Source organism: Coleofasciculus sp. FACHB-542 (assembly GCF_014695825.1).
Taxonomy (GTDB): Bacteria; Cyanobacteriota; Cyanobacteriia; order Cyanobacteriales; family FACHB-T130; genus FACHB-T130.
This window is the reverse complement of sequence record NZ_JACJPB010000012.1, coordinates 61,587-78,753: the sequence shown is the minus strand read 5'-3', so window position 1 is coordinate 78,753 and position 17,167 is coordinate 61,587. Positions and strand designations below refer to the sequence as shown.

Annotated in this window: 15 protein-coding genes and 1 pseudogene; 8 read left to right on the top strand and 8 right to left on the bottom strand. The window is 47.7% G+C overall.

The window, feature by feature from the left end; genetic code table 11:
- Nucleotides 1–78 precede the first annotated feature (78 nt).
- Nucleotides 79–1,224, top strand: a complete 1,146-nt coding sequence (locus H6F52_RS02495) for a PspA/IM30 family protein (protein WP_190414420.1) — start codon at nucleotides 79–81, stop codon at nucleotides 1,222–1,224.
- Nucleotides 1,225–1,269: 45 nt separating this feature from the next.
- Here the strand turns inward: H6F52_RS02495 and H6F52_RS02490 are convergent, their stop codons facing one another.
- Together H6F52_RS02490 and H6F52_RS02485 are read right to left on the bottom strand one after the other, a co-directional pair.
- The gene (locus tag H6F52_RS02490) at nucleotides 1,270–1,449 is read right to left on the bottom strand and encodes a hypothetical protein (protein WP_190414419.1); all 180 of its coding nucleotides are present in this window, start codon (nucleotides 1,447–1,449) and stop codon (nucleotides 1,270–1,272) included.
- 18 nt (nucleotides 1,450–1,467) lie between these two features.
- The gene (locus H6F52_RS02485; protein ID WP_190414418.1) at nucleotides 1,468–2,616 is read right to left on the bottom strand and encodes a GerMN domain-containing protein; all 1,149 of its coding nucleotides are present in this window, start codon (nucleotides 2,614–2,616) and stop codon (nucleotides 1,468–1,470) included.
- Nucleotides 2,617–2,981: 365 nt separating this feature from the next.
- Between H6F52_RS02485 and H6F52_RS02480 the strand changes: the two genes are divergently transcribed.
- The 3 genes from H6F52_RS02480 to H6F52_RS02470 all read left to right on the top strand — a co-directional run bounded on the left by H6F52_RS02480 (nucleotide 2,982) and on the right by H6F52_RS02470 (nucleotide 6,449).
- The gene (locus H6F52_RS02480; protein ID WP_190531704.1) at nucleotides 2,982–4,367 is read left to right on the top strand and encodes a 16S rRNA (cytosine(967)-C(5))-methyltransferase; all 1,386 of its coding nucleotides are present in this window, start codon (nucleotides 2,982–2,984) and stop codon (nucleotides 4,365–4,367) included.
- A 72-nt stretch (nucleotides 4,368–4,439) separates the two neighbouring features.
- Nucleotides 4,440–4,862: a TerB family tellurite resistance protein gene (locus tag H6F52_RS02475; protein ID WP_190414416.1), complete on the top strand. Its 423-nt coding sequence runs from the start codon at nucleotides 4,440–4,442 to the stop codon at nucleotides 4,860–4,862.
- Nucleotides 4,863–5,198: 336 nt separating this feature from the next.
- A complete protein-coding gene (locus H6F52_RS02470) occupies nucleotides 5,199–6,449 on the top strand; it encodes an S-layer homology domain-containing protein (RefSeq protein WP_190414415.1) in 1,251 nt (416 codons plus the stop codon).
- 317 nt (nucleotides 6,450–6,766) lie between these two features.
- Here the strand turns inward: H6F52_RS02470 and H6F52_RS02465 are convergent, their stop codons facing one another.
- A complete protein-coding gene (locus H6F52_RS02465; RefSeq protein ID WP_190531701.1) occupies nucleotides 6,767–8,266 on the bottom strand; it encodes a GAF domain-containing sensor histidine kinase in 1,500 nt (499 codons plus the stop codon).
- Between the two features lie 443 nt (nucleotides 8,267–8,709).
- Here H6F52_RS02465 and H6F52_RS02460 point away from each other — a divergent pair, with 443 nt between their 5' ends.
- Nucleotides 8,710–9,030: a DUF3155 domain-containing protein gene (locus tag H6F52_RS02460; protein WP_190414413.1), complete on the top strand. Its 321-nt coding sequence runs from the start codon at nucleotides 8,710–8,712 to the stop codon at nucleotides 9,028–9,030.
- Nucleotides 9,031–9,194: 164 nt separating this feature from the next.
- On the opposite strand, the gene H6F52_RS02455 is transcribed toward H6F52_RS02460, so the two are convergent.
- From H6F52_RS02455 to H6F52_RS02445, 3 genes are all read right to left on the bottom strand, one after another.
- On the bottom strand, nucleotides 9,195–9,728 hold the full coding sequence (locus H6F52_RS02455) for a cofactor assembly of complex C subunit B (RefSeq protein ID WP_190414412.1): 534 nt from the start codon (nucleotides 9,726–9,728) through the stop codon (nucleotides 9,195–9,197).
- 100 nt (nucleotides 9,729–9,828) lie between these two features.
- Nucleotides 9,829–10,182: a PadR family transcriptional regulator gene (locus H6F52_RS02450; protein WP_190531767.1), complete on the bottom strand. Its 354-nt coding sequence runs from the start codon at nucleotides 10,180–10,182 to the stop codon at nucleotides 9,829–9,831.
- Between the two features lie 188 nt (nucleotides 10,183–10,370).
- Entirely contained in the window at nucleotides 10,371–10,964 is a 594-nt protein-coding gene (locus H6F52_RS02445; RefSeq protein ID WP_242033824.1) for a hypothetical protein, read from the bottom strand.
- 136 nt (nucleotides 10,965–11,100) lie between these two features.
- Between H6F52_RS02445 and H6F52_RS02440 the strand changes: the two genes are divergently transcribed.
- Nucleotides 11,101–11,694 carry a DUF3611 family protein gene (locus H6F52_RS02440; RefSeq protein WP_190414411.1) on the top strand — a complete coding sequence of 198 codons (594 nt, stop codon included), beginning with the start codon at nucleotides 11,101–11,103 and terminating at the stop codon, nucleotides 11,692–11,694.
- 135 nt (nucleotides 11,695–11,829) lie between these two features.
- A complete protein-coding gene (serS, locus tag H6F52_RS02435) occupies nucleotides 11,830–13,122 on the top strand; it encodes a serine--tRNA ligase (protein ID WP_190531699.1) in 1,293 nt (430 codons plus the stop codon).
- A 272-nt stretch (nucleotides 13,123–13,394) separates the two neighbouring features.
- Here the strand turns inward: serS and ribH are convergent.
- Both ribH and psbZ read right to left on the bottom strand, forming a co-directional pair.
- A pseudogene (gene ribH, locus H6F52_RS02430) lies at nucleotides 13,395–13,868 on the bottom strand (6,7-dimethyl-8-ribityllumazine synthase); the annotation flags it as partial.
- 125 nt (nucleotides 13,869–13,993) lie between these two features.
- A complete protein-coding gene (psbZ, locus tag H6F52_RS02425; protein ID WP_190414408.1) occupies nucleotides 13,994–14,182 on the bottom strand; it encodes a photosystem II reaction center protein PsbZ in 189 nt (62 codons plus the stop codon).
- Nucleotides 14,183–14,340: 158 nt separating this feature from the next.
- Between psbZ and H6F52_RS02420 the strand changes: the two genes are divergently transcribed.
- Entirely contained in the window at nucleotides 14,341–17,076 is a 2,736-nt protein-coding gene (locus H6F52_RS02420; protein WP_190531765.1) for a CBS domain-containing protein, read from the top strand.
- Nucleotides 17,077–17,167: the final 91 nt, after the last annotated feature.

The following is a 17,167-nucleotide window of genomic DNA, read 5'->3' as shown; positions in this document are numbered from 1 at the left end:
AACAAGTAACTTTTTCTATGCTTATGAGGGTGCAGACTGCTTAATAGAAAGTTAATAAGCAAACGGGAACATATAGCTATGGGATTATTTGAGCGCATCAGCCGCATAGTCAGAGCTGAGATTAACCATATTAACCGTGAAAACTATACAGGTAACTTCGGAGATGGTACAGCATTTGCGGCTGGAGGGGCTACATCTGGTGCTGCCATCGGCAAAATTGGAATAGTCGCAAAAGGCGGTGGTTTTAGCGTTGGCGCAGTTCCCTTAGGTGCGGCTGGAGCATTAACTGGTCTTGCCCTTTATGAAGCAATAAGAGCAATAGCAGAGCGAAATACTCGGTCTCTTGGTGCGGCAGCAGCAGGAGCAGCAGCAGGTGCGGGTATTTCAGGTGCTATTGGCGGCGTAGGAGTAGCTGCTGGGGGAACTGCATTTGCTGTTGGTATGGCTCCTATGGCAGCTGCTGGAGCTGTAGCTGGCCTTGGTATCGCTAGCTTGGCTCGGCTCATTCAACAAGGAATTGACCCCGAAAAGCTGCTAGAGCTAGCTATTGAGGATATGCACGAAGACTTGGTGAAGTTGCGTAAAGCTGTTGTTCCAGTCATAGTCGCTCAAAAACGCCTCCTGCAACAGTACAACCAAGCTCAAACCGAAGTGAACAACTGGCATCAACGCGCTCAGTTGGCTCTCCAAAAAGAGGATGAGAATTTGGCTCGTGAAGCGATCTTGAGGAAAAAGATTCACGCTGAAACCGCAAGCACTCTAAAAGCCCAAATAGACCAGGGAACAGCTCAGGTAGATACGCTCAAGCGCAATTTAGCTGTTTTTGAAAGTAAGGTTTCTGAAGCCAAAGCGTACAAGCCCATCCTTAAGGCACGAATACAAGCTGCCAAGGCTCAAGAGCAGCTGCAAAACACAGTCGGTCGGCTGAATACCAGCAGATCGATGGCAGCCTTTGAGCGGATGGAAGAAAAAGTGTTGGAACTAGAAGCTCGTTCCACAGCAGCAGCCGAGCTTACTGGCAATAATTTAGATCAGCAATTTGCCATGCTCGAATCCGGCAATGACGTTGATGATGAATTGGCAGCAATGAAAGCGCAGTTGACTGGTTCTTCCACCACCCAAGCGCAACTACCGGCAGCTAACCCAACTACTACTTCCTCTAAATCTAATTTAGCAGTTGATAACGAATTAGAAGACTTAAAAAAGCAACTAGATAACCTTTAAAAGGCAGACTGTCGCATAGGAAATAGACTCGCTTACCCTGCTTCATTATTTAGGGCAGACGGGGAAAGGAAAAAGCGCGATCGCTCTTTCTTTCTCTTCCTTCGTGTTCTTTGCGTCTTCGTGGTTCCACTTCTTCCGTGCAGATAGGTAATGTAGGAGCGCGATCGCTCTCCCACCTTCCACTAAAACGCGAAACCCAGCTAGTTTTGGTAGCTGGGTTAACAAATTTACACTAAAACCCTATCAACCAGGGCGAACATCAAGACAGCCTTCTGCATAATTAACTTCTGGAACTTTACCAGCAATCATGCGCGATACAGTCTCGCCATTCGGAGAGACAAAAACGAGACGGAAGTCTTTGTTAGCAAAGCTGCTTGGTTGAACGACCCAGGCTTTACCTTTTTCGCTGTTGAGAAGACGACTTACCTGAATTTGTCCGGGATAGGCAGACTTAATCGTGCTTTCTGTATCGTCAACTTTGATACCATGAACAGTGGTAATTTTATTGGTTTCAACTTCTACCGTAGCGATACGACCTTGAGTGACCATGAAAGTAACACCCTCAGGCCCATTTGCTGGCTTGTAATAGTCACAGACGCGATTGGGATTTTGCCGGGATGGCACGATTGGAGTCCCAGCAACGCCTGATGCCTCAGCAACAGTCATGTTAATTTTAACTGACCCAATGCCGTTAATCGACAGTCCCGATTCGGTTGTCAGTTTTTCGGCTTTCTTGAGGCAAGTATTCTCGCCACTTTGATCGTTTAAGCATTTGCCGTTTCTATCCAGAATAATAACTGAGTTGACAGTTGGAAATTGCTTAAGGGTGGTATTAATAGAGAATTTTTGACGAGCATCATCTCCAGTACCTCCTGAAATTACCGACTTACAGAATTTCAGTTTAGCAATTCCATTCGTGATGGAAATCGTAAAATCTTTGCCGCAGTTGGAACTGCCCTTGAATTCAATAGGGTCGATTAAACCACGAGCTTTTTCCTGACTTGTAGGCCCTGCGATTAATTGCTCAATGGCAAACTGGGCTGTACTCGGACTGTTTGTTGTTCGCCAAACTGGCTCAACATAAGTGAAATCTTGCCCGCTTTGGGGGTTTTTAGGAAAAAAGACTTTTACCTTTTTTGGAGTTGCTTTCACCGGCTCGAAGCTGCTTTGAACAGCTTGTTTAGTTTGAGCGGTTTTTTCTGAAGAAGATACTTCTAAGCTTGATTGGGGTTGAGTTGGTTCCGTCGAGGGTTTAATTGATGATTCGGTTACGAGTTTGGGTGTTTCTGAGGAGGGTGCGGCATCTGTAACTTGAGTGTCACAAGCACTGATACCCGAAACTATTAATAACAAGCCAAAAGAAAATAAAGCTGATTTACGGATGCGGTACATTTTGTTTCTGAGATGGATGAATGACTAATTACTTACGTTCTCTACTGTAGAAAGCCGTCAGCAGAAAACTGGTGAGGTGGTGTGTCAATACTTGGAGTGACATTAAGTGGAAACAAGCCCTTGTGAGTTGTTTCCAGAAAAAGCAGAGACGTTCTGTCTGAGAAAAAATGGGGTTTGAAGGCTAACAGGGGTTTTCTGCGTCTCCTGAAGCCTTGTGGCGGTCGCTGGGACAATCAAGAGAGTGACACAGACAGTTGAAGGGAACGTGTAAATCGTTGTTTTAATGAAAACATAAAGAGAAACCGGCTGAGTCAAAGTGAGACAGCAATGCTTCCAAATGTATCTGCTAACGCATACTATTTAGTATGCAAAATCCTCGTCAAATAGCATTTCTGGCACTTCGAGATGTCCACCGTAAAGGCGCTTTTGCTGACGTGGCACTCGACCGACTGCTGCGCCAAGCAGACTTAAGTGCTACCGATCGGCGCTTAGTGACAGAGTTAGTTTATGGGAGTGTGAGAAGACAGCGATCGCTCGATGCACTCATCGACCATCTAGGTAAAAAGAAAGCCCACCAACAACCCCTAGACCTCCGCGCAATTCTGCATCTAGGCTTATATCAACTTCGTTATCAAGACCGAATCCCTGTGTCGGCAGCTGTGAATACTACCGTGCAATTAGCCAAAGAAAACGGATTTTCTGGGCTTTCCGGCTTTGTCAATGGTCTATTGCGACAGTATATTCGTCTAGCGGAAAGCAAAAAGCCGGGGAACCGGGGAGGAGAAGTTCAGAACTTAGAATCTGACCCGCTACATCTGCCAAAAAACCCAGTTGAACGATTAGGCATCTTACACAGCTATCCCGACTGGATTATCGAAGTATGGCTAGAACGTCTGGGTTTAGAAGAAACAGAACAGCTGTGTGAATGGATGAACCAAACACCAGCAATTGACTTGCGGGTAAATCCCCTCTGCGCTGAGATAGAGAAAGTTGAGGCAGCACTGCAAGCTGCGGATATCTCAGTTAGTCGGGTGCCCCATCTACCGCAAGCTTTGAGGCTAACTGGTGGCACAGGTGCAATTCAAAATTTACCTGGTTTTAGCGAAGGTTGGTGGACGGTGCAAGATAGTAGTGCCCAGCTAGTCAGTTATCTGCTAGATGCCCAACCGGGCGAAGTAGTCATTGATGCCTGTGCAGCACCAGGGGGAAAGACAACGCACATCGCAGAATTAATGGAAGATCGGGGAACTGTTTGGGCGTGTGACAAGACTGCTTCCCGTCTTCGGAAACTGCAAGAAAATGCCAAACGGTTAAGTTTGCACTCGATTCAAATTCAGGAGGGGGACAGCCGCAACCTACCCCAGTTTATCAATCAAGCTGATAGGGTATTACTCGATGCCCCCTGCTCTGGACTGGGGACGCTACATCGTCATGCTGACGCCCGTTGGCGGCAAACTCTACAGACAGTTCAGGAACTTTCAATTCTGCAAGGCGAACTATTAGATCGAGTGGCTACCTGGGTTAAACCGAATGGCATTCTGGTTTATGCAACTTGTACCTTGCATCCATTGGAGAATGAAGGTGTTGTTCGCGCCTTTTTAGAGCGTTACCCCCAGTGGCAGATTTTGCCCCCCAACCCCAATTCACCAGCGGCAGCTTATATTACCCCTGCTGGATGGATCGAAGTCTGGCCCCACCGGCATCAAATGGATGGATTCTTTATGGTGCGGCTACAGAAGAAAAATAGCTAAACCTCTATGGTAGTTGTGGTTGCAGAAATCTGTTGATGGATTAATCTGTTAGGGGAAATAAGGGAAAAGCCAATGGTAGCCAATTCTAGTGTTAAACAGCTTGTTAAAATTCTCATCGGCGCAGCTTGGATTGATGGCAAAATTCAGTCAGAGGAACGGCAATATCTTCAGCGAGTGGCGAAGGAAAAGGGCATTGCTGACGATCCAGAGATTCAGCCTTTGTTGTATGAACTCGTAGCTGTAAGCCCAAGCGAGGTCTACAATTGGGTGCAAGATTATTTAGGCGATCGCCCCAGCACCGACGATTACCAGCGCCTCATCGAAGCCCTCAGCGCTTTAATTTATAGCGATGGCGAGGTAGCGATTGAGGAAGCTAAACTCCTGACTCGATTACAGCTTCTAGATCCCAACAGTGCCTCTCAGAAGTCAGCCCCTAGTCCTGTCCTCAAAGCGATTCAAAAACTCTACCGTCGGTGGGTTGACCATCAGAACTAGCTTTAAGACTAATAGATAAAGACCCGAATTTTGACATCATCATTCCACAAGTTAGGGCACGCTACACATAGCGTGCCTTTTTTTTGCATTCCCAATCTATATTGTGATCGGCTTCTAGAGGCTCCGGAAGCCAATTTTTTCTACAACAAGCAACTATTTTTGCAAAATATGCGTCTTTCCTTCTTAGGCAGTCCAGAACTTTCCGCTGAAACTGTCTATATCTCTATAATCTGTCACGGCAGTAAATAAATTTGTTGAGATTGAAATTTCTAGGAACCTATCAGGTAATCTTAGGTCTAAATAATCAAAGGAATGCGAAAAGTGGAGAAGTTCTCAATGTCTAACTTAAAGCGCTTGAAATCTGGAACAGCTTTACTACTAATGCTGGGAATGTCGGCAGGTTCGATGGCTCCCCTAGTAGAAACAATTATGTCACCGGCACCAGCTGTTGCTCAAGCTATCAATTTTAGTGATGTATCCTCAAGCTACTGGGCTGCTAGTTTTATTCAAGAACTGGCACAACGTGATGTAATTGCCGGGTTCCCCGATGGTACGTTTCGACCCAACGATCCGGTGACTCGTGCCCAATTCGCGGCGATGGTTCGTAAGGCCTTCAACAAGAATAAAATCCGCAATGCTGTTAATTTTGTGGATCTTTCATCGACCTACTGGGCATACTCGGCTATCCGTGAAGCTTACGAAATGGGATTTTTGTCGGGTTATCCCGGTAACGTCTTTAGACCTACACAAAATATTCCCCGCGAACAAGTTCTAGTTTCCTTGGCGAATGGCTTGAATTACACTGCCAGCAATCCCGTATCGGCTGATTTGCAAGTGTATAACGATGCTTCTTCCATCTCTACCTATGCTCGCAGTAGCATTGCTGCGGCAACAGAAAAGAGCATTGTGGTGAACTATCCGACTCTCCAGACGCTGAATCCAACTCGGAATGCCACCAGAGCGGAGGTAGCAGCTTTCATCTATCAGGCATTGGTGAGTTCTGGACAAGTAGCGGCAATTAACTCGCCCTATATTGTCTCTCTCAACGACACACCGCCAGAGGACACGACAGTCGCGATTCCGGCTGGAACCACCATCCCAGTTAGGTACGAGAAAGAAAAAATTCTGGTTACAAAGGACGAAAGGGCACCGCTGACGCTAACGGTGGCAGCAAATATCACCACATCTGATGGAACGGTGCTAATCCCCTCTGGAAGCCAAGTGGTCGGTGAACTGCAACCGGCTCAGGGAGGCTCTCAGTTTGTGGCGAAGGAACTGGTTTTCACGAACGGTCAACGGGTGGCTATCGATGCTACTTCTCAAACCATTACCAAAACCGAATCCGTTACCAAGGGTACTAGCGTTGGTGGGATCCTCAAGAATGCCGCATTAGGTGCTGCTGCTGCTGCTGCGGTTTCTGCTGTGACGGGTGACAAAGCGATCGCTACCGAAGAAGTCTTGGGCGGTCTGGGAATTGGTGGACTCATTGGACTGTTCCTCGGTCGGGATAGAGTCGATCTGATTGCGATTGACCCGGATACGGATCTGAATCTGCGGTTAAATGACGAGTTAGTGCTAGAGCAGTAATATTTGCAGAATGAAGCGTGCAATTCTATTTGACTGCTGATTGCTTCATTCTTTAAGCAGATAGGCACAAAGAAATAAGTATTTTCTAAACCCGGTTTCTTCTAGAAACCGGGTTTTTAATTCTAAATGGCGTCTTATCGCAATCCTATTTAAGTTGTGAGATGCCAGCAGTTCAGATGCCCAACTTCTCCAGGAAGTCGGGCATCTCGTCTTCACGAATCATTGATGAGTGCTATACCATGCAGACCCATCGCCCCAGATAAGTAATCGTATTACCAATTACCAGCTCAAATACAAATAAATGGAAGAGCAACTTATCAAACTTCATCCTCGCCCTTTAAGGCTTCAGTTGGTAACCAGACAATAAAGGTCGTTCCGGGTCCTTGAGTGTGGGGAATACTCCGATCGAGCCAGTTGCGTTCGGCGGGGCTAATGACTTCAATTTCGCCCTGCATTTGTTCTACCAAATCTCGCGCGATCGCTAAACCCAATCCACTCCCCGGAATCTCAGTTTCTGCCTGGACGCCTCGGTAATGTCGCTCAAACAAATGCTCTTTATCTTGCACGGGAATGCCAGGGCCAGTATCGCTAATTGCGATCGCCTGAAAATCTCCTTGAGAAGTATGTCGTCGATTTCCTGCCTGAATGTAAACTTGCCCACCCGCCGGGGTATATTTCAAAGCATTGTCAATCAGATTGCTTAGCACTTCGCGCAGCACTTTGGCATTGGCTTGTACTGGCGGCAAATTCGGAGGAATTTCTGCTAATAAAGCCAGATTTTTTTCTTGGGCGATCGCGCTGGATGTCACCACTAGCGGTTCCAAAACTTTCGCCACCGAGCAGGATTCCAATGCCAGCGCTCTCGTCGGAATTGTTTGAGGCTCCAATCCCAAGGGAGAGTACAGATTTCCTAAATCCTCATCTTTTGGGGGAAGCGGGCAAGACGGGGCAATCGGCACGGGAACTGCATCGTAAGAACGATCCGCGATTTGCCCGTACAAAGGCACTAACTCTCCTTCGTCCATATCCACTGCCCGATCGAACTGTAGAAGCAACTCTTGCAAGCGATCGCTTTCACGCACGATGCTGTTGGCAACTTCGCGGTTCGCATCTCCAGGTACCAATCGTCTGAGGAGCAACTTGCCAAACGTCCGTAAGGCGGTCATGGGATTGCGAAACTGATGTATCAGATCGTCCATGAGATCGCGCTGTTGAGCCTGAAGATGACGCTGCTGACTCAGCTGTTGCTCAAACCATTGGGAACGCCGATCCAGAATACAAGCGCTCGCCAGTGTATCGGCAATCCGTTCAATCGCGGTTCGTTCCCGCTGGTTCCAAGGTCTATCTTCACGAGCTGTCACCAGCAGCCCCATCACCACACCTTCATGCAACAGAGGCACCACAATTTGGCGCGAGGAGCTACTCAAGTCAGCATCGGCGAAGAGCGCTCGCTGGAGGGGCGATGTCCCCGTCTTTGCCTGCAATTCATCAATCGTTTCTTCTTTCCCGACTTCAGCCGGCGATTCCGTTGAACCCGTCTCAGAAACCGCATCGGACTCCTGAGGAACCGGAGATGCCGCTGACAATAACCGAGGAATGGATGCCAACGGTCGATCGGAAAATCCCAAAGCCGAAATCTCATCCGTTTCCCATTCCACCGCTGTCTGTGGGTAAGCAACAACCGGCCTTAGCTTAGTTGGGACGCCCTCTACCAGTTCTTCCGTTAAATACACAACACTCAAGGCAGCTTCCAGTCCTTGAGTTAATAGTGCTACTTGTGATTGGCACAAAGTTATGAATTCTGAACTGGTAGACATAGACACATTCGCTTATACTTGGGTACTTGACAGCGAGGAAAATTGCATTCAGGGGATCGGGTTTTCTTCCGTCGATCCTGACACGCAATTGCGCTGAAGCGGCAAAGGTCGTGCAAAGACCTCATTTTTGTTTCTTTTTATTACAAAAATTTTAGCGAGCTTTCATGATAGTTTGGTTACAAAACTGCTTCCAAACTGGCTAAATTTTGTCAAGGTCGAATAAATATAGCCCTTTATACGCTATATCTAGGCTCTAGTTTGGACAAGCTTGCATATATAGCGTCTATTGCCCGTTCTGCTGCTGTCGATTTTAATTTCTGAGGGCTGTAATGTTTGTATCAATCGGTAAAAAGCGGTTGATATTTTGAACTCAAACCGATATACTTGCGACGGTTTTTGTATCTATCATTACAACTGTCAGAATTAAAGGGGAGGTAAGGAGGTTGGCTAGAAGACGCAAGCGGAAAAGTCGCCGTCGCCAGGAAGGACGTAGAATTTTAGAGCATGTCCCTCAGTATAGTATTGAAAGTGGCGAAGATAAACCAGTCACCGCCGCGCGAAAGTTTATTCAAACCGAAGGAATCCTTCCGCCTGCTTTGCTGCTCGTGAAGCGGAACGAACACACCACAGATCGGTACTTTTGGGCGGAAAAGGGGCTATTTGGTGCCCAATATGTTGAAGAAAATCATTTTCTGTTTCCTAGCCTTAGGATAATCGACAATCCTGTGGAAAAGCCTACCCTCGCCGCTGTTCGTAGCAGCTGAAGTTTTAGGCATTAAACGTGAAAACTCGGTTATAGGGGCGGTTTGCGAACCGCCCCTATTGTTTTATAGGAGGAATTTTGAATCTTTCCTTCTAATTAAAATTCTTTTGGGTTCACAAACTGACCAGGTTTTGGAATTTTTTAAGGTTTTCAGCGAGAGAGTTGTCATTCGCAAGGCTTTAATTGGAGTTCCTGTTGCAATTGAGCCAATTCATCACGATGGGCGATGACAGTTATTAAACTTCTGGTCTCTTTTTCGACACCTGCAAATGTTTCCACCTTCAGGGAAACTTGTTCGCTGCGTCCAGCTTTTTTCCAGTAAAAAACGCCCGCGGCTGGTGAAAGGAGAACCAAACCTAGAAAAATTTTAGCGAATGGGGGAAATAAAATTGCTAAAACTAACGCCAAACAAAGAAAGCCACAAAAAGCTAATAAGCTCAGAAAAATTGCCAAAAACCAGCTGGGACGGACAAAGCCTTGGAATGTAACTTGATTTTGCTTTGCATCCACCGCCGCAATCCGGTAAGCACGCCGATCGAAATATTGTTGCAATTGAATTAAAATTGATTCTTCTGGTTGCTCCGCAATCAGTTTCACTTGTTGCGTTCGATCCTTAGCGGAGGCTCGAATAAAGAAAAATAGACCGACTGCTAACAACAGTGTTAGCAGAAATGTTGAAAAGAGAATTGTCGTATTCACGAATTTCTAGATAGGACAATGGAAAATAGGCTCTTGTCCAAGAGATACAAGATCGCCTATAACCTATAGCCTATCGCAAGAGAGCTTCTTTGGGATTGGCTCAGATGGCTTGAGATTCTCTCATTGTGTATTCATCCCAAAGGCGAGCCAGGTCATGAGCCTGTTCCAGACACTCTGGGCGAATTTGATACATTCGACGAGGTCTTCCTCTGCCTTCCACTTTTTTCCAATACCCTGTGATAGCGGCTTGTTCTTCCAGAAATTTTAAGGCGCTGTATAAAACGGTATCAGAAAGCCGATAGGTAGGATATTCACTCTCTAGTCGCCCGATGAGTTCTGTTCCATAGGATTCTCCGCTCATCAAAACTGAAAGGACATAACACACCGCTAGTTCCTTGTTGAGATAAGTGGGAGGAGGGTCTTGAAAAAACTGATAAATATCCTCAAATTTCATCTGCATAATTCACTGAACTCCCAGCCAAATAAATTGGATTAGGATCGGTTTCCCCAATCTAACGATGCCTTTATCAATCAGAAAACACACCCCAAACAAGGCTGCTATCACTGGTGTATTAAGACCGCGAACGATCAAAAGCAGCGCGTGATGTCAGCTGGCAAAATGACAGAACGATACCATCAATTTTAGACACTCAATTCTGGGTTGGCCTGCCAGACTTCACGGATGATTTTGCCATCCTTATCAAATTGCACCTGGTAGGAAAGCGACAAAACAACAGGGGTTCCGTGCTTGGACTTGGCATAGATCGTGATGACTGCTTCGACAGCGCGATCGCGCTGCTGTTGTCTAACAACCTGGAAATCTTGAATTTTGTACTTTGAGAAGAATTCTTCCCAGGCTGGGTAGATGGATTTCCCCTGATAGACTTCGTCCAGAACACCATAGGAGCGCATTAAAATGGCATTGTCACTGTATTGCGTGACTGTTCGCTCCGGGTTTTCCGTAGCGATCGCTGCCCAATGTTTTTGCGCTACCGAAAGCGGTTTCGGCATCACCGTCCTTTGATAGGCTGCCAAACTACCTACCAAAGCAACTGCATAAGCGACGGAGAGTAAATGCTTCCTGAGATTTGGTTGCAGGAATTTCATCATGCTGCTTCCACTTCGAGAGGGCTGCTCTGGAAATGGCAGGCCGTCATCAAAGCCAAGTAAATTAGAAGCCTGCTCTCGAAAGAAAGACGGCTCCATTGGGTTAAAAGTTCTCCAGAGGTTAAACATCTTTGAATTTTGCTGCCCCATTGCCTCAAACTGGTGGTTAGGAAGATTACCGTATAAATTTGGGATTGCATTACTTGTTCAACAAAACGCTCTGTTTATAGATAAATCCGGAATTAAACCGATTTAAAATCAATTTATGCGAGAACAGTTCGATTCATCTCCCGTTCCTTCAGCTCTACAGCGAATCGCTGGCTCTTTTCGGATCGCTGGCTGGGCTGGCTTCTGGGTTCAGTTAGTCCTAGCCGTTGTTTCGAGCATAATTTTCTTGTTTGCCATCCCCGCCGCCCAGCCGCGTGCCAGTGGCGCTGCCGCTGCTAGCCCAGGGACGGGTGGCAGTATCTTTTTTGCAGTTTGCGGTCTTTTAGTGCTGTATTTCAGTGTTTATCAAGCTTGGCGTTACACCCGTTTGGGCATACAGCTAAAAGATTCTAATCCCAACCTCCGCCCGAAAAAGGCAGATACGATTAAAGTTTTAAGGTTTGGATTACTCGTTAGTTTAGGAGGATTATTATTAGCAGTTCTGGGCGCAGAAGCGATTACCGGCACTCTGCTGGCAAAGTCGCTGGCTCAGGCTCAAGGTGGGGTAGCCATCTACGATCCCCAATTTATTAATCGGTTGATTCAACCTTTAGATATTTTTGTGGTGCTGGCGAATACACATACAATTACCGCTCATTTTGCCGGGATTGTTGTTTCCTTGTGGTTGTATAGTCGCATCAACCGACAGTAATGGAGGCAAGGGGTCGAATTGCGGCATCAGCAAGTAAAGAAGGCTGAGAGCGCATACAGACTCTCGGCTGTATCATCGCGATCGCGCGATCGCAGTGTATCCTGATTAATTGGCAAAAAAAGCTGGAAAAAATCTGTGCTAGACCTCAAGCAGATACGGGAAAATTCAGAAGGTGTACAAGAGTGCCTGAATCGTCGCGGGATCGGGCAATATGACATACAGCCGATTTTGCAGCGCGACCAGCAGCAACGAGAACTGGAAGCAAAGCGAAGTCAGCTCCAAGCTCGTGGGAACGAAATCGGCAAATTAGTTGGTCAAAAAATTAAATCGGGTAGCGATCCCAACGGCTCAGAAATCCAAGCATTGCGGGAAGAAGGCAACCAAATCAAAAACCAGATTGCCGAACTTGAACCCCAGGAAAGAACCCTGAAAGCCGAGTTAGAAGCGCTCTTGTTATCGTTTCCTAACTTACCCAGTGAGTCCACACCGATTGGTAAAACTGAAGAAGAGAATGTAGAAGTCCGCCGTTGGGGGGATGAATACTTACCTAAAAATTCCGAAGTTCTTCCCCACTGGGAAATCGGCGAACAACTAGGAATTCTCAACTTTGAGCGCTCTGCGAAAGTTGCACAAAGTCGTTTTGTCACACTAATTGGTGCTGGTGCTGCCTTAGAAAGAGCTTTAATTAGCTTCATGCTCGACCGGCAAATCGCGGCTGGATATGTAGAAGTCATTCCCCCCTTTCTGATCAACAGCGAATCGCTTACCGCCACAAGTCAGCTGCCCAAATTTGCCGACGAAAGCTTCAAATGCGCTCAAGATGACTTGTGGCTGGCTCCTACCGCTGAAGTGCCGGTGACGAATCTCTATCGAGATGAAATCTTGGAGGTGTCGCAGCTGCCTATCTATCACTGCGCCTATACTCCCTGTTTTCGACGGGAAGCGGGTAGCTACGGACGAGACACGCGGGGGCTAATTCGACTGCACCAGTTTAATAAAGTCGAGTTGGTGAAACTTGTCCATCCCAACAATTCAGCCGCAGAGCATGAATCGTTGGTACAAAATGCCGAGGCAATTTTACAGGCGTTGAAGTTGCCTTATCGCGTCATTGAGTTATGCACTGGGGATTTAGGGTTTGGGGCAGCAAAGTGCTATGACCTAGAGGTATGGCTGCCTTCGGCTGGGAAATACCGCGAAATTTCTAGCTGCTCCAACTTTATGGATTTTCAGGCGCGGCGCGGCAGCATTCGTTTCAAAGAAGCTGGAAAAAAAGGAACCCAATTTGTCCACACGCTGAATGGTTCCGGATTGGCAATCGGGCGCACGATGGCAGCGATTCTGGAAAACTATCAACAACCAGATGGCACCGTCAAGATACCAGAAGCGCTGCAACCTTACCTGGGACGAGAAGTGCTAGGGCAAGGATGAAGGATGTCGGGGTTTGCCCTTCCCGAAGGGTGGGATGAAAGACGAGAGATCAATCTTTCTAAATTCGCGGCCTAAATTCGCAGCTCTGGGCGGGAAAACCCCGCCCCAGCTCTCAGCGCACCCGACTCACAGTGCAACGATCAAAGAGAATCAGATGCGTTGCGCTCAACTGCTGACTCTGGAGAAATCGCCAGGTTCGGCGAAACTGGCAGTGCTTGAGTAGTCACTGTATGAACCGCATTGTTACCGTAGGATGCGCCACCGGCATTCCCTTTGAGCTGCTGCATCAAGCTTGCCATCTCAAGAGCATTCATCGCATAGCCCCAGCCGTTGTTACTCTTGATGCCAGCTCTTTCCAAGGCTTGTTGCATCGTATCTACTGTCAAAATGCCAAAAATGATCGGCACACCCGTTTGAAACCCAGCATTGGCAATCCCCTTGGAGACTTCCGAGGCGACATAATCAAAATGGGGAGTTTGACCCCGAATGACTGCACCCAGGCAAATTACAGCATCATATCGGCGCGTGAGTGCCAACTGGTGAGCCACCAAAGGCACCTCAAAACTCCCAGGAACCCAAGCATAGTCCACTTGAGTGCCTTGAGGATTGACATCGATGCCGTGGCGTTTCAGACAATCTTGACACCCCTCCAATAGTTTAGTCGTCACCAAATCGTTGAAGCGACCGATGACGATCGCAAACCGTAGGGGTTGAGTCTGAGTAAACGTTCCCTCGAAAACTGCCATGATTTTAGATATAAGAAGCTTTTTGTCAGTTGTTTTGAGTCATCAGTCATTTGTCTTTAGTCCTGAGTCGGGTGCAGTGGACTGATGACCATCGAACCCTGACCGATGACTGACTCTGACTATCCTTAAACTACCAAATAGCTTAGGGCACCTGTCAGAAATACCAGAGCAATCCAAACTCCAGATCCTAAAAGAAGGAGGCGCTTAGACTGATCCCAGTTCTGAGGAGTGGCATAGGCAACTGGAACCCCAATGACCATGACGAATGATAAAAAGACTAAAGCACCTAGTACCAACTGAAATAAAATTGTCATTTTCTCTTCTCCCAAGACAGCAATGGGCTGGATAGAAATAGTTCAGCCGCAATTCTATACAGTAGTACCGTATCAAAAATCGACACTCATTGGTCATTCGTCATGGGTCATTGGTTATGGGTCATGGGCAAAGGACTAATGACTAAGGACTCATGATGATGAATGTGATTTTGTGCCATACAACAGCGGACTTTGACACCTTGGGAGCGGCGGTGGGGCTAACCCGTCTCCAGCCGGGATCTAGGGTCGTGCTGACCGGCGGTTGCCATCCAGCAGTGCGGGATTTTTTGGCGTTGCACCGAGATGAGTATGCGCTGATTGAGCGTCGCGCTGTGAACCCAGAGCAGATTCGGTCGATTGCCGTTGTGGATACTCAAAAACGCGATCGCGTGGGAAAGGCGTCTGAATGGCTGGATTTACCGGATTTATGGGAAGTTGTCGTCTACGACCATCACCCAGATGGGGACGGAGATATCCCCGCTACCCGCACCCAAGTTGAGCCTGTCGGTGCAACCACTACTCTGATTGCCGAGCAACTCCAGCAAGAAGGCATCCAGTTGACACCTTCTGAGGCAACCGTGATGGCGTTGGGAATCCATGTGGATACAGGATCGTTAACTTATGAAGGGGCGACGGCAAGAGATGCGATCGCGTTGGCTTGGTTAATGGAACAGGGGGCAAGCTTGCGCTTAATTGCCGATTATGTTGAGCCGGGTTTATCGCCTCAATTGCAGGAACTGTTGACGGAAGCCCTGGACAACTTGCAAAGAGCGACAACGTGCGGCTATACCGTTTCTTGGGTGCTGCTCAAAACCTCTGACTACGTTCCCGGCTTGTCAACGCTTGCGACTCGACTTCTGGATCTGGGCGAAAGCGATGCTTTGCTACTCGCTACGGCGTATCCAGTGGGGGATGGAGGTGAAGAGCGATTTACGGTCATTGGGCGATCGCGTATTGAAGGCACCAATCTCAATGAATTATTTCAACCGCTGGGTGGCGGGGGGCATTCCCAGGCGGCGTCGGTGACACTTCGCGGCGTCGATTCCCAGGCAACCCTGGAGCAGCTCGTCAGTCAGCTAAAACATCAAATTCCCCAGCCGCTGACAGCTCGGGAATTGATGTCATCGCCAGTGCGAACAATTCGCCCGGACACGACCATTGAGCAAGCCCAGAGAATTTTATTACGTTATGGGCATTCTGGTCTTTCGGTCGTGAATTCCGAAGACCAACTGGTGGGGATTGTTTCCCGGCGGGATATCGATCTGGCATTGCATCATGGCTTTAGTCATGCGCCGGTAAAAGGCTACATGGCTAACAATCTGAAGACGATTACCCCGGATACGTCCTTGCCAGAGATTGAATCGATTATGGTGACTTACGATATCGGGCGGTTGCCAGTATTGCAAGATGGGCAACTTGTCGGAATGGTGACGCGCACCGATGTTTTGCGGCAGTTGCATCAGGGAAGAGGGAATGGAGGATATGTTACAGATGACGAGAGAAAAAATCCCCTTCCCAATTCCCGATTATCAATTCCAAATGCTCATCAAACCCTAACCGATATTTTGCGCGATCGCCTTGCTCCTCCCTTGTGGGAATTCCTCACTAGAGCCTCCCAGCAGGCAGAACAACGCGGCTGGCATCTCTATTTGGTCGGCGGAGGGGTGCGGGATTTACTGCTCGCCAATCCCCATGAAACCCTGATGCTTTCAGATATTGACTTGGTAGTAGATGGCTTTCACCGCTCGGCGGATGTCGGAGCTGGGGTAGAACTAGCGAAAGCACTTCAACAAACCTATCCAAATGCTCGTCTGGAAGTTCACGGTCAATTTCAAACAGCCGCGCTACTGTGGCACAATGACCCAGTTTTAGACTCTCTTTGGGTAGATATTGCGACGGCTCGAACTGAGTTTTATCCTTACCCAGCGGCGAATCCAGAAGTCGAAGCAAGTTCGATTCGCCAAGATTTGTATCGGCGAGATTTCACTATTAACGCCTTGGCGATGCGACTGACGCCACCCCGTGCGGGTGAATTATTAGATTTCTTTGGCGGAATGCTAGATTTGCGAGCGCGCCAAATCCGCGTCCTCCATGCCAATAGCTTTATCGAAGATCCGACGCGCATTTATCGCGCCGTGCGGTTTGCAGTGCGCCTGGGATTTCAGATTGAGCCACAGACGGAAGGATATATCCGCTATGCGCTAGAGAGTGGAATTTACGAGCGATCGCTCTCTGAAAATAGCAAAGCTCCGGCGCTACAAACACGGCTGAAAGCAGAACTCAAATACATCCTCCAAGCGCCCTACTGGAAACCCGCGTTGCAGTTACTTGACGATCTGGGGGCGTTGCGTTGCCTCCATCCCACGCTAAAGTTAGATGAGCAATTATGGAAGCAGGTGCGTTTACTAGATCGGTGTCTGCGCCGATTTGATCCCCAGAAAACCCTCGATCATTGGCAGATGCGGCTAGAAATTTTAATTGCCTACCTCGCTTGCGAATATCGCGCGAAAGTGGCAATCAATCTTCAATTACCGACAGACAGTATCGAACGATTAGAGCAACTCGATCGGCATCAAGCGGATCTGGTGAAATTTTTGCCTGAATGTCAGCGACCTAGTCAAATTGTCGTCTTGCTGAGGCGGTACGAATTGCCTACGTTGATTTTGATTGCTGTCAAAAATTCGCGTTTGATTCGGCGGCTAATTTGGCGATATCTCACCATCTGGGCGAATATTCAACCAATATTAAACGGCAATGATTTGAAAGCATTGGGCTACAAACCTGGGCGTGAATTCAAACCCATGTTAGATCGTCTATTGGCGGTAACACTGGATGGAGAAATCCGCGATCGCGCTGATGCTGAAAAATTTTTGGCAGAGTATTATCCACTTTGAAGCGGCTAAGAGTCAAATCCAGGAGCGGAAACACCCGCCCTAAGCAAGCCCGGTAATCAACCGCCGCTTCCCTCCCTCCTGGGACTCAAAA

Bases quoted from the DNA above. Each gene is read 5' to 3' on its own strand.
- psbZ (WP_190414408.1), bottom strand. From the start codon at position 14,182: ATGACAATTTTATTTCAGTTGGTACTAGGTGCTTTAGTCTTTTTATCA.
- H6F52_RS02475 (WP_190414416.1), top strand. From the start codon at position 4,440: ATGGTAGCCAATTCTAGTGTTAAACAGCTTGTTAAAATTCTCATCGGC.
- H6F52_RS02450 (WP_190531767.1), bottom strand. From the start codon at position 10,182: ATGAAATTTGAGGATATTTATCAGTTTTTTCAAGACCCTCCTCCCACT.
- H6F52_RS02485 (WP_190414418.1), bottom strand. From the start codon at position 2,616: ATGTACCGCATCCGTAAATCAGCTTTATTTTCTTTTGGCTTGTTATTA.
- H6F52_RS02470 (WP_190414415.1), top strand. From the start codon at position 5,199: ATGTCTAACTTAAAGCGCTTGAAATCTGGAACAGCTTTACTACTAATG.
- H6F52_RS02445 (WP_242033824.1), bottom strand. From the start codon at position 10,964: ATGTTTAACCTCTGGAGAACTTTTAACCCAATGGAGCCGTCTTTCTTT.
- H6F52_RS02495 (WP_190414420.1), top strand. From the start codon at position 79: ATGGGATTATTTGAGCGCATCAGCCGCATAGTCAGAGCTGAGATTAAC.
- H6F52_RS02465 (WP_190531701.1), bottom strand. From the start codon at position 8,266: ATGTCTACCAGTTCAGAATTCATAACTTTGTGCCAATCACAAGTAGCA.
- H6F52_RS02440 (WP_190414411.1), top strand. From the start codon at position 11,101: ATGCGAGAACAGTTCGATTCATCTCCCGTTCCTTCAGCTCTACAGCGA.
- H6F52_RS02420 (WP_190531765.1), top strand. From the start codon at position 14,341: ATGAATGTGATTTTGTGCCATACAACAGCGGACTTTGACACCTTGGGA.
- H6F52_RS02480 (WP_190531704.1), top strand. From the start codon at position 2,982: ATGCAAAATCCTCGTCAAATAGCATTTCTGGCACTTCGAGATGTCCAC.